At 49.8% G+C, this 26040-nt stretch carries 22 protein-coding genes, 3 pseudogenes and 1 other annotated feature; of the genes and pseudogenes, 16 read left to right on the top strand and 9 right to left on the bottom strand.

The features are described from left to right. Window positions 1–358: pseudogene (locus tag KNO86_RS06070) on the top strand (VOC family protein). Between the two features lie 41 nt (window positions 359–399). Here the strand turns inward: KNO86_RS06070 and KNO86_RS06065 are convergent. Then, window positions 400–864: a hypothetical protein gene (locus KNO86_RS06065; RefSeq protein ID WP_214694099.1), complete on the bottom strand. Its 465-nt coding sequence runs from the start codon at window positions 862–864 to the stop codon at window positions 400–402. 117 nt (window positions 865–981) lie between these two features. Continuing rightward, window positions 982–1323, bottom strand: a pseudogene (locus KNO86_RS06060) (Rossmann-fold NAD(P)-binding domain-containing protein); the annotation flags it as partial. A gap of 208 nt (window positions 1324–1531) precedes the next feature. Between KNO86_RS06060 and tnpB the strand changes: the two are divergent. After that, window positions 1532–2620: an IS200/IS605 family element RNA-guided endonuclease TnpB gene (gene tnpB / locus KNO86_RS06055; protein WP_214694095.1), complete on the top strand. Its 1089-nt coding sequence runs from the start codon at window positions 1532–1534 to the stop codon at window positions 2618–2620. Window positions 2621–2785: 165 nt separating this feature from the next. Here tnpB and KNO86_RS14705 read toward each other — a convergent pair. The 5 genes and pseudogenes from KNO86_RS14705 to KNO86_RS06030 form a co-directional block, all read right to left on the bottom strand. After that, a pseudogene (locus tag KNO86_RS14705) lies at window positions 2786–3004 on the bottom strand (NAD-dependent epimerase/dehydratase family protein); the annotation flags it as partial. A 69-nt stretch (window positions 3005–3073) separates the two neighbouring features. Beyond that, window positions 3074–3433 carry a nuclear transport factor 2 family protein gene (locus KNO86_RS06045; RefSeq protein ID WP_214694093.1) on the bottom strand — a complete coding sequence of 120 codons (360 nt, stop codon included), beginning with the start codon at window positions 3431–3433 and terminating at the stop codon, window positions 3074–3076. Then, window positions 3430–3762: a DMT family transporter gene (locus tag KNO86_RS06040; RefSeq protein WP_214694091.1), complete on the bottom strand. Its 333-nt coding sequence runs from the start codon at window positions 3760–3762 to the stop codon at window positions 3430–3432. Before KNO86_RS06040 ends, KNO86_RS06045 begins: the two co-directional genes overlap by 4 nt. Before the next feature lie 11 nt (window positions 3763–3773). Next, window positions 3774–4082 carry a DMT family transporter gene (locus KNO86_RS06035; RefSeq protein WP_214694089.1) on the bottom strand — a complete coding sequence of 103 codons (309 nt, stop codon included), beginning with the start codon at window positions 4080–4082 and terminating at the stop codon, window positions 3774–3776. A 1-nt stretch (window position 4083) separates the two neighbouring features. Further along, the gene (locus KNO86_RS06030; RefSeq protein ID WP_214694087.1) at window positions 4084–4611 is read right to left on the bottom strand and encodes a TetR/AcrR family transcriptional regulator; all 528 of its coding nucleotides are present in this window, start codon (window positions 4609–4611) and stop codon (window positions 4084–4086) included. Between the two features lie 116 nt (window positions 4612–4727). Between KNO86_RS06030 and KNO86_RS06025 the strand changes: the two genes are divergently transcribed. The 8 genes from KNO86_RS06025 to KNO86_RS05990 all read left to right on the top strand — a co-directional run bounded on the left by KNO86_RS06025 (window position 4728) and on the right by KNO86_RS05990 (window position 10572). Then, complete coding sequence (locus KNO86_RS06025) at window positions 4728–5294, top strand: zinc dependent phospholipase C family protein (protein WP_214694085.1); 567 nt, start codon at window positions 4728–4730, stop codon at window positions 5292–5294. Further along, window positions 5291–5578, top strand: a complete 288-nt coding sequence (locus tag KNO86_RS06020; protein ID WP_214694083.1) for a hypothetical protein — start codon at window positions 5291–5293, stop codon at window positions 5576–5578. Before KNO86_RS06025 ends, KNO86_RS06020 begins: the two co-directional genes overlap by 4 nt. Window positions 5579–5580: 2 nt before the next feature. Beyond that, window positions 5581–5802: a hypothetical protein gene (locus KNO86_RS06015; protein ID WP_214694081.1), complete on the top strand. Its 222-nt coding sequence runs from the start codon at window positions 5581–5583 to the stop codon at window positions 5800–5802. 228 nt (window positions 5803–6030) lie between these two features. After that, window positions 6031–7041, top strand: a complete 1011-nt coding sequence (locus KNO86_RS06010) for a siderophore ABC transporter substrate-binding protein (protein WP_214694079.1) — start codon at window positions 6031–6033, stop codon at window positions 7039–7041. A gap of 9 nt (window positions 7042–7050) precedes the next feature. After that, the gene (locus tag KNO86_RS06005) at window positions 7051–8055 is read left to right on the top strand and encodes an ABC transporter permease (protein ID WP_214694072.1); all 1005 of its coding nucleotides are present in this window, start codon (window positions 7051–7053) and stop codon (window positions 8053–8055) included. Beyond that, window positions 8052–9110, top strand: a complete 1059-nt coding sequence (locus KNO86_RS06000) for an iron chelate uptake ABC transporter family permease subunit (RefSeq protein ID WP_214694070.1) — start codon at window positions 8052–8054, stop codon at window positions 9108–9110. Before KNO86_RS06005 ends, KNO86_RS06000 begins: the two co-directional genes overlap by 4 nt. Next, window positions 9107–9859 (top strand): iron ABC transporter ATP-binding protein, encoded by a 753-nt coding sequence (locus tag KNO86_RS05995; protein WP_214694068.1) that lies wholly within the window; start codon window positions 9107–9109, stop codon window positions 9857–9859. The genes KNO86_RS06000 and KNO86_RS05995 overlap by 4 nt, the downstream gene beginning before the upstream one ends. Window positions 9860–9876: 17 nt before the next feature. Further along, window positions 9877–10572, top strand: coding sequence for a ferredoxin--NADP reductase (locus tag KNO86_RS05990; protein ID WP_214694066.1), 696 nt, complete (start codon window positions 9877–9879; stop codon window positions 10570–10572). A 3-nt stretch (window positions 10573–10575) separates the two neighbouring features. Here the strand turns inward: KNO86_RS05990 and KNO86_RS05985 are convergent, their stop codons facing one another. Together KNO86_RS05985 and trpE are read right to left on the bottom strand one after the other, a co-directional pair. Further along, complete coding sequence (locus tag KNO86_RS05985) at window positions 10576–11151, bottom strand: anthranilate synthase component II (RefSeq protein ID WP_214694064.1); 576 nt, start codon at window positions 11149–11151, stop codon at window positions 10576–10578. Further along, window positions 11148–12479 (bottom strand): anthranilate synthase component I, encoded by a 1332-nt coding sequence (gene trpE, locus KNO86_RS05980; RefSeq protein ID WP_214694062.1) that lies wholly within the window; start codon window positions 12477–12479, stop codon window positions 11148–11150. Before trpE ends, KNO86_RS05985 begins: the two co-directional genes overlap by 4 nt. A gap of 54 nt (window positions 12480–12533) precedes the next feature. Beyond that, window positions 12534–12765, bottom strand: a binding site (T-box leader). Window positions 12766–12883: 118 nt separating this feature from the next. On the opposite strand from trpE, the gene KNO86_RS05975 reads away from it, so the two are divergent. The 6 genes from KNO86_RS05975 (at window position 12884) to KNO86_RS05950 (ending at window position 25927) form a co-directional block, all read left to right on the top strand. Continuing rightward, entirely contained in the window at window positions 12884–13255 is a 372-nt protein-coding gene (locus KNO86_RS05975; protein ID WP_251126070.1) for a nuclear transport factor 2 family protein, read from the top strand. Between the two features lie 160 nt (window positions 13256–13415). Continuing rightward, window positions 13416–16145, top strand: a complete 2730-nt coding sequence (locus KNO86_RS05970; RefSeq protein WP_214694061.1) for a S8 family peptidase — start codon at window positions 13416–13418, stop codon at window positions 16143–16145. 215 nt (window positions 16146–16360) lie between these two features. Continuing rightward, window positions 16361–17677, top strand: coding sequence for an Ig-like domain-containing protein (locus KNO86_RS05965; protein WP_214694059.1), 1317 nt, complete (start codon window positions 16361–16363; stop codon window positions 17675–17677). 632 nt (window positions 17678–18309) lie between these two features. Then, window positions 18310–20886 (top strand): Ig-like domain-containing domain, encoded by a 2577-nt coding sequence (locus tag KNO86_RS05960; RefSeq protein ID WP_214694057.1) that lies wholly within the window; start codon window positions 18310–18312, stop codon window positions 20884–20886. Between the two features lie 193 nt (window positions 20887–21079). Continuing rightward, window positions 21080–23644, top strand: coding sequence for an immunoglobulin domain-containing protein (locus tag KNO86_RS05955; RefSeq protein ID WP_214694054.1), 2565 nt, complete (start codon window positions 21080–21082; stop codon window positions 23642–23644). 171 nt (window positions 23645–23815) lie between these two features. Further along, window positions 23816–25927 (top strand): heparinase II/III family protein, encoded by a 2112-nt coding sequence (locus KNO86_RS05950; RefSeq protein ID WP_214694052.1) that lies wholly within the window; start codon window positions 23816–23818, stop codon window positions 25925–25927. Window positions 25928–26040 lie beyond the last annotated feature (113 nt).

Raw genomic sequence — 26040 nt, 5'->3', positions numbered from 1 at the left:
ATGATTACAGGGATTCATCATGTACAGCTCACGATTCCAACTGGAGCGGAACGAGAAGCGAAGGCGTTCTACTGCGATTTTCTCGGTCTACGTGAAATCGAGAAGCCGGACTCACTGAAAGAGCGCGGTGGATTTTGGCTTCAGGTCGGCGACCGTTCCGTTCGGTACTGAGGACGGCGTCGAACGACAGAAGACGAAAGCGCATATCGCGTATGCTGTGACGGATTTAGGTCATTGGAAGGCGGCCCTCATAGAAAACGAGATTGTATACTCCGAAGGCATCCCAATCCCAGGATTCGATCGATTCGAGTTCCGGGATCCGTTCGGCAATCGGGTCGAAATGATTCAAGCACTCTGACGAAAGGGAGCATCCATCGCGGATGCTCCCTTTGTCGTTCGTCAAGAAATACAGAATAGCTGCGTCAATTGTCTCCATTGGTCAGGATAGGCGTTACTACCGCTATGTTCATGAATGAGTTTTCCGTTAGCGTATACGCTAAGGTTCCACTGCGTACCGTCTAGCGTTCGAACACCTTCGAGTTCTTCGAAAACGGTTGGCCACCAATTCGTTCCAAGCAGGTGAAACGCGACACGCATCTGTTTCGCCTCATCGCCCTCATAGTATTCGAATTCAAAGGGCTCGGTGATGGATCGGTCGGACCGCTCGATGTGACGAAGGACGGTGCCCCTCTCAAAAAAGGTGATCGTACTCACATCATAGGTGCCGAACCCACCGACGCGGAAGATGACCTCGACCATCGATTCCTGAGGACGACCAATCGCCTGAAGGACGCGCTTTTGGAGTGGGTGTTCGACGAAAGAGGGAGGGATATGATAAAGGGTGCGAAACGTTTTGTCTTTCATGAAACTTCAACCTTTCTCGGGCATAAGATGCCCCGAGTATAGCGGAATCTTCCGGACGAGGGAGACAAAATAAAGTGCAAGGTACGAAAAAGCACCTCCTGAGGAGATGCTTCAAGGTTAATACACTTCGTACGTCTGTCCAGTCTGCGCGCCTTCGACGCTCTTCACATAAGCGAGGGCGACCCGTTCACCCGGTACCGCCTCGTAACCACGGAAATAAGGACTATACGCATCGAGTGCTTCGACGAGGACGTTCGGGCTGACGTTGTTGATGCGGATGCCCCGTGGCATCTCAATCGCCGCACCGGTCACGAATCCTTTGATGGCCCCGTTCGCTAGTGCGGCCGATGCGCCTTCTTTGATGGGGTCGTCCATCAAGATTCCGCTCGTCAGTGTGAAGCTACCACCATCGTTCACATGATCGAGCCCGAGAAGGACGAGGTTGACCTGTCCTTTAACTAAATCAGGCGAGAATTCTCCCTCCTCTAAGCGTCTCGGGGCGTAGCCCGGCGTAGGTGGGAGATGAATCGCCCGGTCCAACAGTCTGCTCTCCCTGTGACAGATATGACGAACAAAAGTTCGTCATTCCGTCAGATTCTCCCTCCCCCTCCGCGGGTATCGGATGAGGAGGACACATCACAATCTTCTGGAGGGAGGAGGGACGGACATGCTGAAAGGCTACACGTACAGGCTCCATCCGACGCCGGCACAGGCCGATTTCTTGGTCCGGACGATCGGCTGCACCCGGTTCATCTACAACAAGCTGCTCGAGGACCGGATCGCCATCCGCGAGGAGGCGAAAACAGGGAGTGGAACGAGACGGAAACCGGCGACACCTGCCTCCTACAAGCCCCTGTTCCCGTTCCTCGCCGAGGCGGACAGCCTGGCGCTCGCGAACGCAAAGCTGAACCTCGACACCGCGTTCGCGAAGTTCTTCGCCGGGACGGGCGGCTTCCCGGTGTTCAAATCGAGACGGCGGTCGCGCGCCTCCTACACGACGAACAACCAGCATGGCACGATCCGCATCGAGGCGGGCAAGGTCCGTCTGCCGAAGGTCGGGTTCGTGCGGTTCACACAACATCGCCCGTTCGAGGGCGTCATCCGGTCGGCGACGGTCTCGATAACCAAGACGGGCAAGTTCTTCATCTCCATCCTCGTCAAACAGGACGATGCACCATGGATTCCAGCCGAGAACAAGGTCGGGATCGATCTCGGTTTGGAACATTTCGCCGTCATGACGAACGACGCGATGGTCTCGGAGAAAATCGAAAACCCACGTTTCCTTCGACAATCCGAAGCGAAGGTCAAGAAGGCGCAACGCGCGCTGTCACGCAAGAAGATCGGGAGCAAGAACCGTGAGAAGGCCAGGCTGATCCTCGCCAAGAAACACGAAAAGATCGCGAACCAACGCAAGGACTTCCTTCACAAGCTGTCGAGACGGATCGTTGACGAGAACCAAGTCATCGTCGTGGAGACATTGAAGTCGAAGGACATGATGCAAAACCATAAGCTCGCCAAGTCCATCGGGGACGTCAGCTGGCACGAGTTCGTCCGTCAACTCGAGTACAAGTCAAACTTCTACGGACGGACGCTCATCAAGGCAGACCCCTGGTACGCATCGACGCAGATCTGTTCCACTTGCGGCGTGAAAGGCGAGAAGAAGGCGATGGATGTCCGTGAATGGACGTGTACTTGTGGCGCGCATCATGACCGTGACATCAACGCGAGCATCAACCTGTTGATGTTGGCAAACTAAAACGAATTCCTTCAGGGTGGGAACCACCCGACGAGCTTGGTAAACAATCGTGGCTGGTAAGAGCACGATCTTCCCAAGAAGCTCCCCCTTCAATTTGCGAAGCAAATAAGTGGCGAGTAGTTCACTTTTGCTGTCGATACTCGTCTGATTATCCGCTGGTGTCATCTCGGAAAGTGGACCGAAATGCGTGCTGCCCGCCGTACTGATGACCGCATCGACGCGACCGACTGTCTCGTACATCTGACGGATGCTGTCTTCAGAAGTGAGGTCGACTTGCACGTCCGCTCCGTTACGCCCAGCTCGGATGATTGTATGTGTTTTCTCCAATTCGTTTGCGACGGCCTGACCGACCGTGCCGCTTGCCCCTACGAGTAAAATATTCATGTGAAAATTGCCCCTTTCGTCACGCCTAGATTCCTTTTCAGAGTAGCGGAAGGTGAAGACGTTCGGCAATCAAGTTGCTTCTGAGGGGACGACCGTTCCTTGATGGAAACGCATCTTCCAAAGACCGTCCACGAGTACCCAAATCGAGCTGCGACGTGTCACACGATTTAGTTTCGGTTGAACGAGACGATACGTCACCAAAACGTGTCCTTCCGTCAACGGATGCATAGTGAATTCGGATAACACCGCCTCAATCGGATCGATTTGGAGTGTCGTTTGATCCCAGTCTTGATACAGGACACGTCCTGAGCTGCCGATTTCAAAAAAATCGTCGGTCAACAGTTCACGTAAGCGCTCCGTCGACTGTCGAACTTCCGTCGTCAGCAACGCTTCTTCCAGTGTTTGAAGATGATATGCCAACTCGTTCATGTGACAACCTCTTTTCGTTGTTGATTCATCACGATGACCCCAAGGACAATCAATAACAGACCAATCCCGTTCAATGCGGAGAGGACTTCTCCATATACGAACACGCCGATTAGACCCGTCGCCACCGTACCGAGTCCGGCCCAGATGCTATAGGCGATACTGAGCGGGATTGTCTTCAAGACGATGCCCATGAGGGTGAATGAGGCGGCGAAACTAACTAAAAGAATGACGCTCGGCACAAAGTTCGTGAATCCGTCCGATAGCTTCAACATCGACGTCCCAAGTACCTCGAATGCGATGGAAAAGAACAGTAAAAAATAAGCTTTCATCTTCAATCACCTCACAATTTCATAAAGACGAGCCCGATGATCACGAGCGCAATTCCGGTAACTTTTTGACGACTCACTTTTTCGTGGAAGACGACAAAGCCGATCACAGCCGTGAGCGCCGTCCCGACACCGCTCCAAAACGCATAGGCGAAGCTGAGCGGGATTGTGAAGAGCGCCAGTGATAACAAATAAAACGCCGTCCCGTAGCCGACGGCGACCCCGAGAATCGGAAGTCGATTTGTCGAGGTGGCGTTCACTTTCAACATGCTCGATCCGAATAGTTCGGAAACGATGGCCTCAATCAAATAGATGAATCCCATGTCAGCCACCTCCTTCAAGTAACTCGTCACACGCTTCTCGGATAAGTGTCGCCGCACGATCCTTGAACGATTCGCTATATCCATACAGGGCGGCGAACCAAAAGCCGTCACAGAGGAGACGGAGTTTTAAAATCGCATCTTGGTCGGGACCGTCGGCTGCGAACCGTTCGTTCCAACCGGTCGAGACGTTGCTCCAAATCGACTCGCTCGCCGCATCTTCTTGTGACGAGATGAAGACAGCGATGAGATCTGTGTCCCCATGGTCGACATCATCCAATGTAGCGAGGGCATAAGCACGAGTGAATGGATACGGACCATCCGACAAATGGTCGATGATTCGTGTTTCGAACGTCTCGATGGCCATCTCGTTCATCTGACGCAATAAGTTGGCCTTGCTATCAAAATGATAAAGGACACCGGCTTTCGTGATTCCTGCTTTCGTCGCCAATCGTTCGAGTGACAACTGACTGATGCCGTCCTCTCGAATCATCTGGGCGGCCGTCTGCAACAACAATTGTTTTTTACTCATCGATTCACACCCCACTTTTACTTTACTGACCGTTTAGTAAAGTCATCCTACCAAATAATGATTCAGGTTGTCTAGAGAAATGACTGATGGAATAATGTGGGAAAGAGGGTGTCGGTATGGGCTCACATTTGATGCATCTCGTCATCGCGAACGAGATGGTAAACGGGTTATCAGAACTCGATGAGGTTGCATTCACACTCGGAAGTCTTGCGCCGGACGCGACGACCGAAAAAGGAGATTCGCATTACTATGCGGGAAGACACGACGATTTGTCGCGTCGTCTCGATTTCGAACAGTACTGGCGTGATAGCGAGGGAGAGGACCGCTCGTTTCGACTCGGCTACTACGCCCATCTCGTCGCGGATGAGATTTGGTTGCAAGGATTCTACAAGAGTTGGTTGAAAGAAATCATTACCCAAAATCCAGAGAAACAGGCTGCCTACTATGCAGATTTTGATGCCTATAATGCTCGCCTGTCGAGACGACTAGGGGAGTTCGATTTCGAACGATTAAAAGGGGATCCGGCTTTCGATGAATTGATTGAAAAAATCGAGCGAGACACGGCGATGACAGAAGAGGGGACGTACACCATGTTCTTGCCGCACCAGTTTGATGGCTATGTCGATACGTGTGTTCGCCGTTGCTTGGAGATGGTGAAACGGAAACAGGCGATACTCGTATGAAGAAGCGATTTGCACCGCTATATGCGACGCTCGGACTCTTCATCTTGACGGTCATCACATTCTTCACGCTGAACGGACGGGTGTTTCCGAACCTTGAGATGATGCCGGTCATCTGGGTGTATATTGTGATTGATTTCGGATTGTTCGTCACATTGATTTGGGGATTGTTTTGGAAAGATCCAGTCGTCAAAATATACACAATTCTTGCGACGATTGGATTGATCATTCCACTGTCGATTTGGATTTTCCTGTTGCTGTTGGCGAACGGGATTTCGGAGGCATAACCATGGTGACTAAAAAGAAATCACGGTCACCGTTCCTTGTTCAGACGATTCCGTTTCTGTTGAGTTGCGTGATTTTTGGACCAATTGGTCTGGTCCTAGTCCTGTTCTATTGGCGCAAAATCGAACAAAAGAACAGATGGATGTATGTGATGATTGCCATCGTCTTCACCTTGTTTGATGCGCTTGATTATTTCACGGATGGTCTACTCTATTATTTGATTTGAGAAAATGGATCTTTCCATTTTCTTTTTTTATGCATTTTATAGAAAGAAAAAATTTCCTATCCGAATCTTGACAATTTGGCATTGCGTATCCTTTTTTTGTTTGATATGCTACTTGATGAAAACGACAATGATAATCATTATCACTGATAACGGGAAAGAAAAGAGACATACATAACCAACATAACTCGTTTTTGGTGGGAGAATCATTGAAACTTACATACAGAGGAGATGGATGAAGTGGGGAAATTTAAACTTTCACTCATGTTGACGTTACTCGTCTTCGTACTCGCCGCATGTGGCGGAACGAATGAGACGAAGCAAGAAGAGAACGTCGACGGTGCAACAAAAACAGAGACAGTCGAGATTAAGGATGCACATGGCACAATCGAGGTACCGGTCAATCCGGAGAAAGTCGTCGCCCTTGACAACCGTACGTTCGAAACATTGGCAGCGTGGGATATTGACTTGGTGGCGGCACCAATCGGACTCCTTCCAGCGGAGTCACCATACGCATCAGACAAAGACATCGCAGACGTCGGTATGCACTTTGAACCGAACTTAGAGGCGATTGCGGGAGTGGACCCGGACGTCGTCATCGTCGGTCAACGTTTCGCGGATTACTATGAAGATATCAAAAAGTTGGTACCAGAAGCAGCGGTCATCGACTTGAACATTGAAATCCCAGAAGATGCAGGGACACCGGGTGAAATCTTGGTTAAAGGATTGAAAGACACGACACTCACGCTCGGCCAAATCTTTGACAAGAACGAAGATGCAGCACAAATTGTCGCTGATCTCGACAAGTCAATCGAAGATGCAAAGGTAGCGTATAACGGAGAAGACACAATCATGTCTGTCATCGTATCAGGAGGAGACATCGGATTCTCAGCACCGGTGACGGGACGCGTGTTCGGACCGATGTACGATATCTTCGGATGGGTGCCGGCACTTGAAGTCGAGAAGACAACGGGTGACCATGAAGGCGATGAAGTATCGGTGGAAGCCATCGCAGAAAGCAACCCGGACTGGTTGTTCGTCCTAGATCGTGACGCGCCACTCGGTGACGCAGAAGGAGCGGTACCGGCAGAGGACGTCATCGATAACGCACCTGCCCTTCAAAAGACGACGGCTGTGACAGAAGACCAAATCGTTTACGCGCCGAAAGACACGTACTTGAATGAATCGATTCAAACGTATTCGGAATTCTTCAACAGTGTCGCGGAAGCACTCACGAAGTAAGGTTCGATTATGCAAAAACCGTTGACAGCCAGGGTTGAGACGATGTCTCAGCCCTCCTTTTCTAAATTGTGGACGAAGTCGTTCGTATTCACCGCTATCATCGTCCTCGGTTTAGCGGTGCTGTCACTCTTCACAGGCGTATATGACTTATCACGGACAGACGGCTTCGATATGTTTTGGATCACCCGCGTCCCTCGTACGGTCGCGCTCATGTTGACGGGTGCGGCGATGGCGATGGCGGGACTCGTCATGCAGCTCATCACGCAAAACCGACTCGTCGAACCGACGACGACGGGGACGCTTGAATGGGCCGGGCTGGGCTTACTTACCGTGTACTTGCTCGTTCCGGCACCGAGTCTCATGATGCGGATGACCGGGGCCATCGTCTTTTCGTTCATCGGAACGATGGTGTTCTTCTGGTTCTTACGTTCGGTCAAACTCCGCTCTTCACTCATCGTCCCGATTATCGGACTCATGCTAGGGGCGGTTATCTCCGCTATCTCGACGTTCCTCGGTCTGTTCTTCCGGGCGAGTCAGGCGATTGAAGGATGGTTCGTCGGTTCATTCGCCTCGGTGCAAATCGGGCGCTACGAGTATCTATGGGTCATTATCGTCGTGACGGTGCTCATCTTCTTACTGGCGAATCGCTTGACGCTCGCGGGCCTCGGGGAAGATATCGCGACGAGTCTCGGCGTGAACTATAACCAGCTCATGATGATGGCGACGGGGCTCATCGCCTTATCGGTCGGGGTCGTGGCGACGGTCATCGGGAATTTGCCGTTCCTTGGACTCATCGTCCCGAACCTCGTCTCGATGTTCCGTGGGGATGATCTACGGAGCAACTTGCCGTGGGTCTGTCTTGTCGGGATGGGCGCGATTCTCGTCAGTGACTTAATCTCAAGGACGATCATCATGCCGTTCGAGCTTCCGGTCTCGCTTATTCTCGGAACGGTCGGTGCGATCGTCTTCATCATGATTCTATTGCGGCAACGCAAAAAAGGAGGGGTTCGATGAGTACGGTCATTGAACGAGATGGCGTCGAAGTGAAAGTTGGGGCATTGACAGAAGAACGTCATGCTTCGGCGTTTCAATCGAAACGAGCAGCACGGCGCTACTGGCTCTTTTTAAGTGCCTTTATTCTCGGGGGACTCTTGTGCGCGCTCGGTCTTCTCCTTTACAACAATCCGGTCTCGATTGACTCGCCGTCATTTGTGCCGGTCGTCGAACGTCGAATCGTCGCCATCGTGACGATGTTGATTGCGGCACTGTGCCAAAGTCTTGCAACGGTCGCATTTCATTCCGTGACGAACAACCGAATCATCACACCGTCGCTTCTCGGATTCGATGCGCTTTACTCGACGATTCAGACGAGCATGGTGTTCTTCTTCGGGGCAGGGGCGTTAATCGGATTTTCTGGAACAGGCGCCTTCTTGACGCAAGTCGGGCTCATGGTGACGATGAGTCTTCTCTTATACGGATGGCTCTTATCGGGGAAATATGCGAACCTTCAGCTCATGTTGCTCGTTGGGATTATCATCGGGACAGGACTGAACTCGGTGTCGTCGTTCATGCGCCGCATGCTCGCACCGTCCGAGTTCGATATCTTGCAAGCACGATTGTTTGGATCGGTGACGAATGCCGACGTGGCCTACTTTCCGATTGTCATCCCGATTGTCATCATTGCCGGGACGCTGTTGTTCCTGTTTTCGAACCGACTCAATATCGTGGCGCTCGGTAAGGACGTTTCGACGACATTCGGCGTGAATCATCGGAGAAGCGTCATCTATACGCTCGTCCTGATTTCACTCCTCATGTCGGTGTCGACGGCACTCATCGGACCGCTCACGTTCTTCGGATTTTTAGTCGCAACGCTCAGCTACCAGGTCGCCTCGACGTATGACCATAAATACGTCTTCCCGATGGCGTTCGCCTTAGGGTTCTTCGTCCTGACGAGCGCGTATTTCTTCATGTATCACATATTCCAGACGCCAAGTGTCGTCTCCGTCATCATCGAACTGTTCGGAGGACTCATCTTCTTGGCCGTCATTCTAAGGAAGAGGTCGCTATGATTCAAATCGAACAAGTCAAAAAATCGTATACAGATGACGTCCACATCGGACCGCTCACGCTTGACATCCCAAAAGCCGGGTTCACTTCACTCATTGGACCGAACGGGGCAGGGAAGTCGACGACGCTCATGATGATTGGACGGTTACTCAACTTAGATGAGGGACAGATTCAAGTTGCCGGGATGGATGTTTCGAGCACGAAGTCGAAAGACTTGGCGAAAATCATCACGATTCTTCGTCAAGAGAACCATTTCGTGACGCGGCTCACGGTTCGACAACTCGCCGGATTCGGTCGATTCCCGTATTCAAAAGGAAGATTGACGAAAGAGGATGAGGCGATCATCTCGAAATATATCGACTTCCTTGACTTAACCGAGCTCGAGAATCGCTATCTCGACGAACTGTCAGGTGGGCAGCGTCAGCGCGCATATGTGGCGATGGTACTCTGTCAGGAGACAGAATACGTCCTCCTCGATGAGCCGCTCAATAACTTGGATATCGCTCGTTCGGTACAGATGATGGAATATTTGCGTCACGTCGCCGACGAGTTTGGTCGGACAATCGTCACGGTACTTCACGACATCAACTTCGCGGCGAAATACTCGGATCGCATCTGTGCGATGAAAGATGGACAGATTGCCGCATTCGGGACGGTCGAGGAAATCATGGACGCCAAGATTTTATCGGATATTTTTGAGACGAAACTCGAAATCATCGAAGGGCCGTATGGGCCGATTGCGGTGTATTAACGAAAGGGAGAATTCACATGAAAATTGACTGGACACCCATCACAAAAGTCGTAAACGAAGCGCCCGATACATACACGTTCCATCTCGCCTTGCCACCTGAGTTCACGTGGCAGGAAGGGGCGCATACGCATCTCGCGCTCGAGGGATTTAACGCCGAGGACAAGCCGAACCGAAGTCTTGTCCGCCATATGTCCATCTCTACATTGCCGCACGAAGGGGCAATCGGCATCACAACCCGCATCAAGTCAGAATGTTCACCATTCAAATCCATTCTTCGGGACATGGTACCTGGGGACAAGGTCGCCTTGTTCAAGACACATTCGAACGTCCCGCTCGAACGGAGTGGAAAGAACGTCTATCTGTTGTCGGCCGGTGTCGGACTCGCGACATTCCGTCCGATCGTCCTCGAGTACTTGGCGAACGGGGAAGGTGTCCCGCATCTTTATTCATTGAACGTCGATTCGTCGAAAGCGTATCTGTTTGGTGACGTCTTCGAATCAAACGAACGCTTCACGTCCGAGTTTGTGCCGAGTCGGAAAGACTACTATGAACGAATTGAAGCTCTCGCTGCCGATCAAGATGGATTATTCTATGTCGTCGGCAGTGACGAACTGTTACGCGAAACGATTCACGTGCTCCGGACGAACGGGGTAGCCTGTGACAACATCAAAATCGACAAGCACGATTTTCAGCGTGAAGACTTTTTAGGCTGACACTCAAACCGGGGACATGCGCCCCGGTTTTTTCGTGCACAGCTGGACGAAACGTTCAAAGATACTGCGACCATCTGGTGTCCCAATCGACTCAGGATGGAACTGGACGCCATACGTCGGATGGGTCGGATGTTCGAGTGCCATGATGACACCATCTGTCGTCTCTGCCGTGACAATCAAATCCGTCTCTTGTACGACGAGAGAGTGGTAGCGCATGACATCCATCGACAAGCCTTCGAATAAGACGCCCGGTGAAGTATTGATGCGCGACACTTTCCCATGCATGACCTCGTTCGCCCGACCGACGACACCACCGAACGCCTCCGCTATAACCTGATGCCCGAGACAGACCCCGAGAATCGGGACGTACCCGGACAATTGTCGAACGACCGCGAGGGAGACACCAGCATCTTTTGGACCACCCGGACCTGGAGAAAGAATGATTCCACTTGGGTTCATGCGACGGATTTCTTCTATGGTATGTTCATCATTCCGAATTACGCAGACGTCACTGAATCGGGCGACGTCCTGATAGACGTTATACGTGAACGAATCGTAATTATCGATGAGGAGAATCATGCGAACACCTCCAAAAGGGATTTGGCTTTATGCAGCGTTTCTTCGTATTCTGATACGGGGTCCGAATCATAGACAATGCCGGCACCAGCTTGGACGTGGGCCGTGTCACCTTGGATGACCATCGTCCGGATGGCGAGAGCAAAGTCGAATCCACCCCGGATGTCGAGATAGCCGACCGCCCCGGCATACACTTCGCGCTTGACCGTCTCGAGCTCGTCAATGAGTTGCATCGCCCGAATCTTTGGGGCACCCGAAACGGTACCGGCTGGAAGACAGGCGCGGAGCGCATCGATCGGTGTCACATCTGTCCGCAGTTCACCTTCGACTTCGGAGACGAGATGCATCACATTTTTGAACCGTTCGAGCTCGATGTGTTTCGGGATCGTGACTGTGCCGACTTTAGCGACACGACCGATATCGTTCCGTCCGAGGTCGAGAAGCATCCGGTGTTCGGCGAGTTCTTTCTCGTCCTGAAGAAGCGACTCCGCGTGACGCATATCTTCCTCGACCGTCTTTCCACGTGGACGTGTGCCGGCGATCGGGTTCGTCGTCACTTTGCCGTCTTCGACACGGACGAGACTCTCAGGTGAGGCGCCGAGGACGATGGCTTCCCCGAGGTCGATGTAGAACAAGTACGGGCTCGGGTTTTGTTTGCGGAGCGTCCGGTAAAAGTGGAACGGGTCACCGGTAAATGTGGCATCGATGCGTTGTGACAAGACGAGTTGGAACACTTCTCCGGCGAGGATTGCCTCTTTCGCCTGAAGGACACGGTCGATAAACTCGTCTTTTGTCGTCAAAAGCTGTTCGCTCGTCCGAACGACCGGTTCGAGGGCGTGTGTCTCCGGTGTTTCGAGCTGTTCACGAATGGACTCGAGTCGCTCGGTCGCATCGGTCTCGCTCGTATCGATCAAGACGACCTGTTCTTCGAGATGGTCGTATAAGACGACCGTTTCATAGCGCTGGAAGAGGGCGTCCGGTAAATTACGTGTCTCGGTCGGCGTGTTCGGAATCGGTTCATATACTCGGAGTAAATCATATCCGATATAGCCGACGGCACCCCCGATGAACGGATACGGTGCAGTGATATCTTCACATGTGATGCGTTCAGATAAGGCGTGGAGCGGATCGTCCGCATAGATGGTGCCGGTCGAATCTGTCACGTCGTTCCCATCGACACGGATTGTCTCGACCGGATTCGACGCGATGATGGAATAGCGGCCGTGCTTGCCTTCCGCCCGACTCTCGAGCAGGACCTTACGTTCACCTTGCAGACGGTGAAAGATTGCCACCGGTGTCAATTCGTCGCCATTGATGATCAGTTGTTGCATCGAAATCTCCTCCTTAAACTAAAAAATCTCCCCGTCCCACATGCCCGATTGGACATGAAGGACGAGGAGATTCCCCGTGTTGCCACCTTCGTTGAAAGACGCCTTGTCTTCCCACTCATCGCGAACCATCATTCGCTGTCCCCGATAACGGGAGGACCCGTCAGAGCCTACATGTCGGTCTGAACGCTCAAAAGCCCATTCACGCAAGGCACGACACCGGTTCGCATCGACCACCGGCTTTCTGGAGACGTCCCTTCGCGCTACTCTTCTTTCTCATCGCGAGTTCGTATGAATGTTATCGTTACTTTAACGGGATGAAGCTTTCTTGTCAAGACTCAAAACGCGACAGACATTTGAAAATAGATAAATTATGCTATGATGGATGGTGAAAGGAAGGTGCACCGATGGAGACACTCAACATGAAACAACTTTCTGACGACCGCGCGACGAAACAAGTCGCAGGTGACCTCGACGCGATGCGTGACTTGATGCATGACTCGTTTCGGTATGTCGACTCGAGCGGACGTCAGTTTGATAAAGAGACTTTCCTCGATCAATACGTCGACCCGACTGCGATTCAATGGATTGCCCAAGAAACGGTGACGTTCGATGAAACCGTGACGACGGACCTCGCAATCGTGAAAGTCTTGCTCGAAGAACGGTTTATTCTAGGAACGAATGCATACGAAGGACGCTTTTGGGCGCTCCACTTGTATATAAAAGAAGGCGATGACTGGCTATGGCAAGGCGGTCAAGCGACGATGATCAACGAATAATCTGTAGACACTTCTTGAAAAAGAGGTGTCTTTTTTTGAGCAAATTTACTTGTCGAAACATTGTCGAAACATTTTTGTTACACTTTTGAAACATTAACCGATATATTCCGTAGAACGATTTGGAGCATATACTCCAAGACGAAATGAAAGAGGGGAAACTATGAAAACGAGATTCAAGCAGTTCGTGGCGATGATGACGATCCTCGTCCTCGTCCTGTCATTCCTTCCACCGGTGTCAGCCGACAAAGGGGAAGGCATGAAGGAGGCCACCTTACTCAATCCGGGAGAGGCGGTCGAGTTCACGACCGGAATCGAACCGGTCAACACGTATTGGTTCAAGATGGAACGTGTCGCGTCAACGATGACACATATGGAAGTCACGTTCGAATCTTCCAAACTCGCGAACATCAGCATTTATCCGAGCGCCGAAATGGCGGCGAAGGATGAGACGTTCGATCGCTATCGTGCGAGTGCGACGAAAGAAGAGGGAGAACAGACGGCCAAGATTCCGTTCCCATTCGCTTGGGAAGGTCCATACTACATCAAGGTCGAGTATATGCCGATGGACCTCGGTGACGGGATGATGGATATTCCGGCAGAAGAGATGCCAGTCGGTGAAGAACAAGTAGAAGGGGGCGAACCGACAGAAGGAGAACCAGGAGAAGGGGAAGAGTCACCAGCACCTGATCTCTCGATGTTCGCTTCAGACATCAAGCTCGTCGTCAATCCGGTTAAACTTTCGGTGAAGTACGAAGAAGTCGGTGGTGACATGTGTGCCGTCGAATCAATCGTACAACCGGCACCAGAGCGTGATTCGATGCTCAAACTCATCCGTCGTGTGCAATCGGAAGTACTCGGCAAATCACAAGAAGGTCGGGACTTATCGGCCCTCTATTACCGTGCTTCGCCTTATATCGTCAAAGCGATCACGTTTGATGGAGAAAAACGAAAAGCTGCACTCACAGACTTGAAGACACTCCGTCCATTGTTGACGGCGCTTGTCGACAAAAAGGACTACACGTTGAAGACGCAAGATGCAGCGGCAATCAAACGTCTCCATGCACTTGTTGATGGAAGCGTTCCGACGGCGCTCCAAAGTGAGATTGGTGAAATTGCGACAGCGCTCGAAATGGACTCGCTCGCAGGAACACCCGTATCCGATCTCTTTGGGAAAATCGGCATGACGATTCAAACAGACGGTCAAGACGCACCGCGTTATATCGTCAAATATAAATCGTCACCGAGTAAGTCCCTTGGCAAGATGAATGCGATGAATAACGTATCAGCAGAGCGAATCGCCATCGGTTCGCCATCGGATTACTTTGCGCTCGTCGATGTAGAGGAAGCTTCTACGAAGATGCAGGCACAAGCGAAGTCGACGCTCGAATCAGACCAGAACGTGGAATACATCGAACCGGTCCAGACGTACAAATCGTTCGCAACAGATGTGAGTCTCGATTACCAATGGGCCATCAATTCGAAGTCGATTCTCAAACCGTTCCAGGATGCGGGAATCGGTCTTGATCGCTATGAATCGTTACGATTACCGGGACGTGCCGTGAAAGTGGCCGTGCTTGATACAGGAGTCGACCATCGTCTGCTCGACTTACAAGGGAAGGTCGATATCGCCAACGCGAAGAACTTTGTCGACCCGAACGGGGAAGGCGACGCGATTGATGACCATGGGCACGGCACGCATGTCGCTGGTGTCATCGGTGCTATTCGAGACAACGGTGTCTCGATGCGTGGGATCGTTCCGAACGTCTCGATCTTACCTGTCAAAGTTCTCGATGCGGGTGGTTATGGGGATACGGATCAGATCGCACTTGGAATCAAATATGCGGTCGACGTTGGGGCGAAAGTCATCAACATGAGCCTCGGTGGAAATGAGAGCCGTACACTCGGATACATGCTGAAATATGCACATGACCGTGGTGTCATCATCGTGGCGGCGACGGGGAATGACGGACAGTCACGTGTGTCTTATCCGGCTTCTTCGAAATACACGATTTCGGTCGGGGCAACGAACTCGTTCGGAATCGTCTCGGATTACTCGAACTATGGGATCGATGTCGATGTCGTCGCACCAGGTTCTAAAGTGGCAAGCCTTGTTCCAGATGGAAACGTTGTCTATATGGACGGGACGAGCATGGCGACACCACACGTCGCGGCTGCTGTCGCTCTCTTGAAATCACAGCATCCGAACATGACAGTCGAAGGGGCACGCTCGATTCTTCGTCGTACGGCACAACCTCTCGCATTCTCGGGTGGCGACGCACCACGTGACCCACGAATGGAAGATGGCTTACAGTATGTGCTCGATGAATTAGAACGTCCTCTCCTTCCGTATTATGATGTTGTGAGCGGATACGGGAAAGTAGACGTCTATCGCGCTGAATCGATGCTTCAACTCGCACCGAAACCGAATCGGATCTATGACAATGCGCCAGTCTTCTCGGCTAAAGTCAAATCTGGGACGCGCGTCACGCTCTATAACGGAACGAAGCGTATCGGTTCTGGCGTTTCAAAAAATGGTGCAGTCACAATGTCGATCGCACCTCAACAAGAAGGGGCTGTACTGACGGCTCTCTACACAAATGGTAAATTCAGTACGAACGAGCGCCTCCTTGTCATGAAAGGACTCCGTCCGAAAACGGCACAGGTGAACGCCATGCGTGCGAAGGCAAAACAAGTGACAGGTAAAGCTCAGGCTGGGATGACGGTCGTCATTCGCGACCAGAAGAAACAAGTCATCGGAAAGTCAAAAGTGACGTTGAATGGCACATATGTCGTGAAGACACGAGTGCTGAAGAAAGGCGAGCACCTGATGGTTCATGTCGAGGACGTGACGAAGAAGGTCAGTCCGGTCACAACGATCACAGTTCGATAAAAATAGGAAATTACTGAAAAATCATACGCGTTTCTTTAATATGTAATCGAGTATGCATACAGTGCGACACAATGGGATTCCTTTTCTATAAGGAGTCCTTTTGTGTTTTTAAAAAATATGATTAAAAATAGAAAATTATGTACCTATTTTTAAAATAATCCATTAAAATAAAGATGTTGTCTGAAGAAAACATTATTTAGGAGGAACATCTTTTCATGAAACAACCAAAGTACTTATCTTTATTCTTAGCGGGGACACTCGTTCTCGGCGGCTTCGCTCCAACATTCGTTGCAGCAGAGACGAATGAAACAGTCGTCGACACGACGGCACCTGAAGCACCAGTCGTAGAAACACCACTTCATACGTCGACTTCGTTGAAGATCACAGGAGAAGTCGGAACGAAAGCGGAGATTCTCGTCGCGAACAAAACATATGAACGCGTCGTGCGTTCAACTGGGGAAGCCATCTTTACGATGTCACCACAGCCTGTCGGTCGCGTGATCACAGTCCGTCTCGTCGATGCTAGCGGAAACGTGAGTGAAGAGACGAGCGTCGTCGTCGCAGAAGACCCAGAACAACGTCCGGAAGCACCGGTCATCAACACGGTCGATAACTCGGCACGTGCAATCGTTGTCACAGGGGCACCTGGAGTAGGTGTGACGGTTAAGGTCGGAGGAAGCACGTTCAACGGATCATTTGATGCGAACGGTCAATACCGTCGCGTGATTGCGCTTCAAAAAGTAGGAACGCCGTTATCGGCACAAGCGAAAGCGAAAAGTGGGGCTCTCAGTGAACTCGTTCAAACAACGGTTGTTGCTGACAAAGTTGCGCCAGCAAAAGCGCGTTTGACACAAGCTGTGACGACGACATCGAATGGAATCGCGGGAACGGCAGAACCGCTTGCGACAGTAGTCGTAACAATTGACGGAAAAGCATACTCGGCACCGGTCATGTCGACTGGGAAGTTCGTTCTTCCGATTCCAAAACAACCACTCGGTAAGAAGATGACCCTCGCGGTACGTGATGGTGCTGGTAACTACAGTGCTTCTGAAACGTTGACGGTTCAACACGCACTCTTCAACAACTTCTATCGTGTGACGGATGAAGGATTCCGTGCAGTTTTCCATAAAGAAGTATTCACATGGGATGGATCGACACGTTACGCAGAAACATTCGCACCATTCTTTATCGACCGTCCGACGAAATCGAATATGTTGTTCTTACTAAGCAACTACACAGAATATGAAGATGTGGTTGGATTCAATAAGCTTCGCATCCGTGTAGGGAATGCGACATACACAGAAGCAATCGATGAGTGGGATGTCGATTACTATGAGTACGAAGACGGATCAGTAGAAGAATCATACTGGTTTATCCCGAGCGCGAAGATGATTGCTTTCATCAAACAACACGTTCGTCCAGAGAATCGAATCGTCATCACAATCGAAGGATACGACTATGATGTGGAGTGGGCGTTGATTGCTGGCGAGAAGCGTGCCTTCATCGAGTCGCTTCAATACGCAGGATATTAATTAAGAAGAAATAAGTTATTAGCCGTAGGTGAGTCATTCACCTGCGGCTTTTTTTGTATTCCGTGGATAGGTCTAATGGAGGAGTGATGACGAGTAGGGATTCCCTCGAAATGGTTTTAAAAGTTTGGTCAATGTAAAATTTAGGATTAAATAAAGTCAAAAAATACACAAACCAAAAAATAGACATGGAAATTATACATAAATCCATATTATTCATTTAAATATACAAATAATGTATTTAAATGAATTTATGAATGATAAATGGCTTTAATTCGCCCTTTTTCGACGCATTTCGACATTTATAAAATAGGTAAATTTAATATTGAATAATCTCCAATAGCGAGAAATTCAAAATCATTCCCATTTTTGCGAAAAAAAACGCTTGTGCTAGCTGGAAGCGTTATGTATATTATGGATGTAAGGTTTTCCAAGTTCATACTTGGTAAATTGTTCAAGGGTCACCTCTTGAAAGAATACCTACCCGTTTCGGTGAAGCTCAAGACCTAAACGATCAAGTTGCATAAGTCATTCGTATGAGCGGCGTATACATATGGGATCTTTAGCGGGGGGAGCGTCGACGTAGACGAGTAGAGACAAACACGTAACATAACCAAAGGGAGGATTTACACAAGATGGCTAAGAAATCATTCAAGCTAGTCAAAGCGTCAGCAGCTCTTGCTGTGACGGCAGCAGCCCTTACACCAGTAATGGCAGCAGAAGCATCAACTTCAACAGTTGAACTCAAACCAGAGGTCGTACTCGGTGGGAAGTTCAAAGAAGCACTCGCACTCAACACACCTGCTGGCGTTGAGATCAAATGGGGTAAATACCTCGTTACTGCAATCAACAAATGGCAGACAATCAAAGGCCAAGGTTCTGATGGAAAGACTTACATCAAGAAACTTTACGCTCGTAACTACCCACTCTACATCCTTGATCAAGATCTTGGTGAAGTAGAAGCTGGTTCTGAACTCGAGAAGCCATCAATTCGCGTTATGTACCGCGACGGAAAAGTTTACACACAAGCTCCTGAACGCTTCACAATGAGCTCAACTTACAACACGAAAGATGAAGGCGAGCAAAAAGTTCTCATCTCTTACAACCACAACGGGAACCGCATCACTTCATTCTTGACTTACACAGTTGTTGCTGGAGAAGTTGAATTCGAAAACATCTCTGCTTCAGTTAACCAAGCGACAGAAGTTCTTTCTGTAAACGCTGACGTGAAAAACCTTAAAGAAGACGAGAAGGTTGAACTTCACGTATACGCTAACAAAAACACTGCTGCAGCTCCAATCGTGACGGAAGCAACTGTTACTAAAGAAGGTAAATTGTCAGTTTCACGCCAATTCCCAGTTGGTACACACTCATTCCAACTCGTTTCTGGCGAAGTGAAATCTGATCTTCAAAACTTCACTGTTGAAGCAGCTATGGTTAAACACGTAGAAGCACTCAACGCAAAAGAACTTCAAGTTACGTTCAACAAGCCAGTTGACAAAACTGACGTTGCTGGAAAAGTAGCACTTGAAGGTGAATCATTCACATCTGCAGTTCTTTCTGAAGATGGATTGGTTCTTACACTTACTTCAGCTGACGAGCTCAAAGTTTCAAACGCGAAATTGACTGTTGCTCCAATCAAGACTAAAGCTGATGCTACAGTTAAAACTGCAGCATACAACGCAATCTTCTCTGCTGCTGACACGACAGCTGCTTCTGTAGCGGGCGTTAAAGCTGAAGGTACAACTGCTGAGATCATGTTCTCTGAGCCAGTTAAATCTGCAGGTGTTGTCAGCGTAAACGGTGTTGAAACAACAGGAACGCTTTCAGCTGATGGCAAAACACTTACACTCACAGGTCTTACTGCTGAGAAATCATACCGCGTTGACCTCGTTGGCGTTAAAGACTTCGCGTACAACGTATCAAACCCAATCGCACTCAACTTCATGGTTTCAAAACCAGTTGTTGACAACGTGAAACCAGCTGTTTCTGGTTCATTATCAGGAACTACAGTAACACTCAACTTCTCTGAAGAACTCAAGTCTACTGGTACATTCACAGTAAACGGTACTTCTTACAACTTGGTTCAAGATAAAGACGTGAAAACGAAGTACACAGCAGACGTTAAAGCTGCTCTTGGTACAGCTACATTCTTGAACGCATCATTCAAAGTTTCTGGTTACGAAGATAAAGCTGGAAACAAAGGTGACGACTACACGTTCTCTGGATTGATCCAAGGCGATACAACGGCTCCTTCATTCACAGGTGCTTCTGCTAAGATTCTTGTTGCAGACAACACATCAGCTTCAACTGATTTAGATGCTGTTTACCTCACGTTCGATGAGAAAGTGAACTTCAAGGGCGACCTTAGCATCACGTCAATCGACGGAATCATCCAAAGCAACCCAGTTGTAATCCCTGTTAACCAAACTACTGGCGAAGGTGTCGATGTAGACGGAAACGGGAAAATCGAAGGTGCTGAAGTTTACACAATCAAAGTACCAGTTGACCTCGATGAGTCTTCATCTTACGTCTTCACAGTTGCAAAAGACTCAGTCAAAGATCTTTCAGGTAACGCGTTGACTTCAACATTGTACTTCAACGCAATCACAGGTAAATTTGTTCCTGCTACACCAGAAAGCAAAGCGATCGTTACAGGTACTGTAGTTGTTGAGAAGTCTACACTCGTTCTTACATTCAGCGAGAACATGACGGCATCTGCACTTCAAGCTTCTAACTACACGTTCGGTGGTTCAGCGCTTCCTGCTGGCACAAAGCTTAACTTTGTAGATAGCTTGAAAGAAGTACACGTGAAGTTGCCAGCTGGTTCGGTAGCTGTTAACGGGAAATATGTCTTGGAAGGTAAAGACCTCGTTTCAACTGCAGGCAACACGCTTAAAGACGGGAAGATCTCTGATCTCTTGTTAGTATCTGAAAACGTGGCACCAGTTGCGACGAAGATCGACGTTATGGCGAGCAACGAGTTCACAGTATCGTTCTCTGAAAACGTAATGGGATCAACTGAAGGAATCATCGTTAAAGTGAACGGTGTGACTGTTACACCAGCTTCATTGGCTGTTAACGGTAACAAACTTACAGTTAAAACATCTGCTAACTTCTCAATGACTGATACTTTGTCTGTTGAGTTCAAAGATGCGAAATTGGCTGATGCTGCAGGTAACGTGATTGTTAACGCAACAATCACTAAATAATCGTTGACCCTCCCTTAGGGTTAAATAGAGCAATGTCTTCGGACGGAGCCATCTTGTAAACCGGTAGTGCCTCGGCACTATCGGTTTTTTACATTTATCCTAAAAAACAATTCCCCTTTTCTAGAAAACAAATTATACTTTTATTGTCATCAAATTAATCTTTTACCATTTTTTAAGAAAAGAGGAAATGTACGTGAAACAATTGCTGTGGGCACTTCTGATTGCCGTTTTTCTTCCTATATTCAGTTTGCCTGATTCGGTGCAAGCGGGTGAACCGCTTCCGAACCATTATCGGATTTCTAACAGTCCTTACGTCATCACGATGGATGGAAAGGAACTTTATCACGTGGGGACGAGGGAACGCATTCCGTTATCGACCGAATTGGATTTACACTGGTCCAATGACAAAAATGCTGTGATGAGTGTGGACGGTCAGCATCTCGTCGTTACCATCGGATGTGGCATTTGCTCAACGAGCAGTTACATCATCGACCTTGATGGGCAGATCACATCGCATTGGGTCCCAGAAAATTATCGAATCGTCGGAGCGGACGTCGCACATGATCGACTTTTGTGGGCGACGTGGACAGAAGTGATCATGACGAATCTTCAAGGTGATGTCATTTGGAAGCGTTCCGACCTCGGGACTGCTGTCACGTTATCTACCGATGGTCAGACCGTTATTGCGGCACAACATGATCTTTTGAAGATTGACCGTGTGAACGCAGTGACGGGTGAAACGGAATCGACTCAATCCTTTGATGTGAAGGTTCAAGACCGTGACAAGGAAGCGCTCGCTTTTGACGGGGTCATCGCTTATCCGGAACAAGGTTACGTCTATCTTGAGGAGACCCGACAACTGATCGCGCTTCCTGAGTGGTATGACGTACAATATGCAGAAGAAGATGGGTTCTTGCATTGGTATTCGCAAGGTATGTATGGGGTCTTACATACTGCAACTGGAGAATTGAAGACGTATGACCCAATCGTTTATCCGACGCTATTCCCTGGTGTTTTAGCGTTCTCGGATCAGACGATTCCGCTTTCTTCTTATAAACAAATGCCGACTCAACTAGAATTCGAAGTGGATAAAGGGGCGAACACAGAAGGTGACCCATACCTATATGTCGACCGCTCATATCCGATAACGTTCAAATCGACGAATCTGGACGGGGTTACCGAAACGATTCCGTTTGAGCGCTTAAGAGCGAATAAATCGAATGAAGTCACGTCACCACAAGTATTTTCATACGTGACGGACGTCAACTATGACCTCACGTACATGGGGAAAACGTTCAGTGGGACGCTCTTCTCCTACAATGTTGGGGATGTTTCGATTCGTAAATTTGGACTTGCGGGTGAAATCGTTGGACAAACGGCACCACGCGCAGGTGTGACGGTACGAGTTCATCAAGACGGAAAAGAACCGATCCAATATTCAACGAAAGCGACGTTATCTGGTGAATTCCGAATGACGACGGAACGACTAGCGCCAGGGACGACGTTCACGGTGACGAGCCTGGCGAGCAGGACAGCGGTGTATCGCCAAACGTTCACCGTACCGGTTCCGAATCCAGAAGCCAACACGATTGAGGTGTTAGGAGACTCTGTCGAAACGGGTGTCATGTTTAAAACCGTGCCGAACGGGAAAATTGACGTCTTCGTCAAAGAACAGTTCCATTCGTGGTACGACACGATTCAAGCAGACGCCTCGGGCATTGCGCGCGTGACGGGAACAGTCGATCCGCTCGCAAAAGGCGTCAGTGTGACGTATGCACCAGCGGGCACGGAAGGGGTGGAGAAAGAGCTCGTTGTCTTTGAGTGGGCTGAGCCGACCTTCACGTTCCAGGTGACACCAAATGCAGGTGATACGACATTATCCTATGCGTCTACAGCTAAAGGCATTACGTACAAGACGTATGTCAACGATGTGTTCGTCGGGGACGGTCGCACGCTGACGTTACCGAAGGCGCTTCAAGATGGTGACGTGATTCGTACTGTCGCTACGGTAGGAGACCGCTCGACAACAACGGAGCATCGTGTCGTTGCAGTTGGACCGACGATTCTTCAGGTGACAGATGTCGCAATGACGGCGACACATACGGTCGTGAGCGTTCGTCGTGACGTGAAGGCAGACCTTCAGTTCTACATCAACGGAAAACGCACGACGGCGACGCCGGTCTCCTCGACGCGATTCACGGTTCCGGCACGACCTGGGGACATCGTCCTCGTTCGTCTTGTCCGTGGAGGCAAAAAGCTAGATACTCGTCTTGCGTTACCGAAAGTCACGTTCAGTAACATCCGTCTCCATGACGAACAAAAAACATGGATCGGTATGGTACTTCCAAACAGCTCTGTCACGTTGCAAAACGGCTCGACACGAATCGCGAGCGGGAAGAGTTCATCGACAGGACGTGTCGTCATGAACTTGGCGCCTCAACCGATCAAGTCGAAAGTCACACTCGTCAGTAAGCGAGGTATGTATCGTTTCGTTCAGACGGTCTACGTGAAGGCGGGGCTGACGCCGAAGTTCACGGTGACGACGCCGACGAGCACGTCACGTTCGGTCACGGTGAACGCCAATATCGATTATGGCAAAGTGACCATCTATCGCGGGTCGACACTCCTCGCGTCGAAGACGGTGACGTCAAAATCGACATCTGTCTCGATGGCAGCTCAAAAATCAGGCACACGTTTGACGGTCCGGATGACGACGCCAAAAGGTCGTTCACAGACGATTTACGTCACGGTACGCTAACATTCAACGTCTATCTCATTCAATGGGGATAGGCGTTTTTTATATGGGCTACGTGATTGGCTAGTGAGAACTGTTGTTACGTAGTAAGATTAAAAATTCGCTTTTCTTCTTTTTGAAAAAAATCCCTTTTAGTCATGGTATGATGGTAAAAAAAGATAAATGAGGTATTGGATGAATACATATGGTAAAGGTGCACTCTTATCCACGGTGCTACTTCTCACGACAACTTCTGCTGGTGCAGAAGAGGTGGCACGTCCGTTCTTTACAGAAGTATCAAAAGAAACAACCGTGTATCGATTGTTGCCGGATAAGACGATGAAACCGATCGGGAAACTGATACCGAATGAACAATATACAGTCGTCGGTGTGTCCGGTGGCTATTATCAAGTGGAGGTGAACGGGCGACGCACGTACGTCAAAAAACAAGAGATTCCGTTAAAGGCTCAACTTCTGACGAAAGCAGTCGTCTCTGACGGACAATACGAACGATTGCTTCATAACTATACGGCGCGTGTCGAAAGACGTGAGGTCCCGTATTACTATGGATTTTTGACAAAATCGCAAGCCGTCAGCCAAGCGGACTCGGCAATAAACGGAGTGTGGCGCATCGGGGCAACCCCGGGCAAACAAATCGTGGAAGACATTCATACGTTCGACTGGGAGCGTGACATCACTGTTGGTGATTCGACGTCGTTCATGTTCCAAGTGCAATACTGGATGGTATTGAACCAACTGACGATGGCGTATCACTACACGAAAGACACGAGCTATTTAGCTTACGAAAAGGCATTCGTCGATAGCTGGGTCAAGCAATATCCGACCGACGCGTATCGTCGCTATCCGAACGCGTATCACCAACAAGGGACGGCGATTCGTACGTTCCATCTCATCAACTTTTGGAATCAATACAAGAAGTCTCCTTTAAATAACGACGCAGCATTCAGCGCTCGTGTGCTCCGAACGATTGAAGGGCACGGTGAAATCTTGGCGGACGCGAAATTTTATCGGGAACGACACAATCATGGGATCTTCCAAGACATGGCGTTGACGGATATCGCTCAGACGTTCCCTGAGCTCGAACAATCAAGTGTTTGGAATGAACTTGCGACAACTCGATTGACGACACAGTTGGATCACTCCTTAAGTCCTGACAACGTTCATCTGGAGCATTCACCAGGATATCAGGTGTATACGTATGAGATGCTATATCGCTTCAATCGCTGGATCGAGGCGAACGGCTTCGTGACATCTCCTCGCCTAGAGGCCGTCAAACGAATGCCAGAGACGCTCGTCCATTTGATGAAACCGAACCGGACGCTTCCGCTCTTCGGGGACACGACGGGTGAACCGCGGACGACGTCGATGATCTCGACATTGCGCGACTATCCTGAACTACTTTATGCGGTGACGGGAGGAGCGGAAGGGGTGCGACCGACGGAACGCGTGAAGCAACTTGATACGCAATACGCAGTGTTGCGTGAACATTGGGGAGAGTATGAGCCTCTCGCCGATGCGGTCTCGCTCATGATGACGGCAGGGTTCCATAATACGGCCCATAAACATCAAGATGACCTCAGCATCGACCTGTATGGATACGGACGCGATTTCATCGTCGAGACCGGACGATATGGGTACACGAACCGACCGGAGCGAGATACTGCCGTCCGTGTCGAAGCGCACAACACGGTGAACATGGGATCTCGTCAGCTCACGCTCCATTCGAGTACAATCGGGAAAAGCGGGATCACCTCGGTCGAGGAAGTCGATGGATTACAGCGTGCGAGTGGATTCAGTGACTTGATGGGGCAAGGGATTCATCATACGCGAAGCATCGCACACGATTTAGACGGCACCGTGCTCGTCGCGGATACGATTCAAAGTGACGCCCGCGTCCCGTTCACGCAACGTTTCCATCTCGGGGTCGGTCTTGAACCGGTCGAAGAACGTGAAGGTGAGATGCTTTTCCGTGATGCGGAAGGGCGAACGCTCCAGATGATTCAACTACCAATCGCTTCGACGGGTACGGTGCGAATCGAACCGAGTTTTGTCGCCTATCGTGATTTCGAATGGAAGCCACGTCACCAAGTCGTTTCGACAAAAACTGGGAAAGGCACCTCGTTCGTCACCTTGTTCCATCTTTCGAAGACAGGGACACGCGTCACGTTCTCGAACGTGATGGAGACAGAGACGGCTTACGTCGTGAACTACTCCTTGTCGAACGGTCAATCTCGTACCGTCGAAATGCCGAAAGGTGTGAATGGGGAATTAGATGAAACGCTCTAACAAAACGTGGAGAAGATGCCAATTTGAACTGCCCCATAAAAGTTGGACACGAAAATCCAACTTTTATGGGGTGTTTTTTATGACCAAATATTCAAAGGCATTGAAAGTCCAGA

This window comes from Exiguobacterium sp. s160, assembly GCF_018617575.1.
GTDB classification, from domain to species: Bacteria; Bacillota; Bacilli; order Exiguobacteriales; family Exiguobacteriaceae; genus Exiguobacterium; species Exiguobacterium aestuarii_A.
This window is presented reverse-complemented; position numbering and strand designations above follow the sequence as displayed.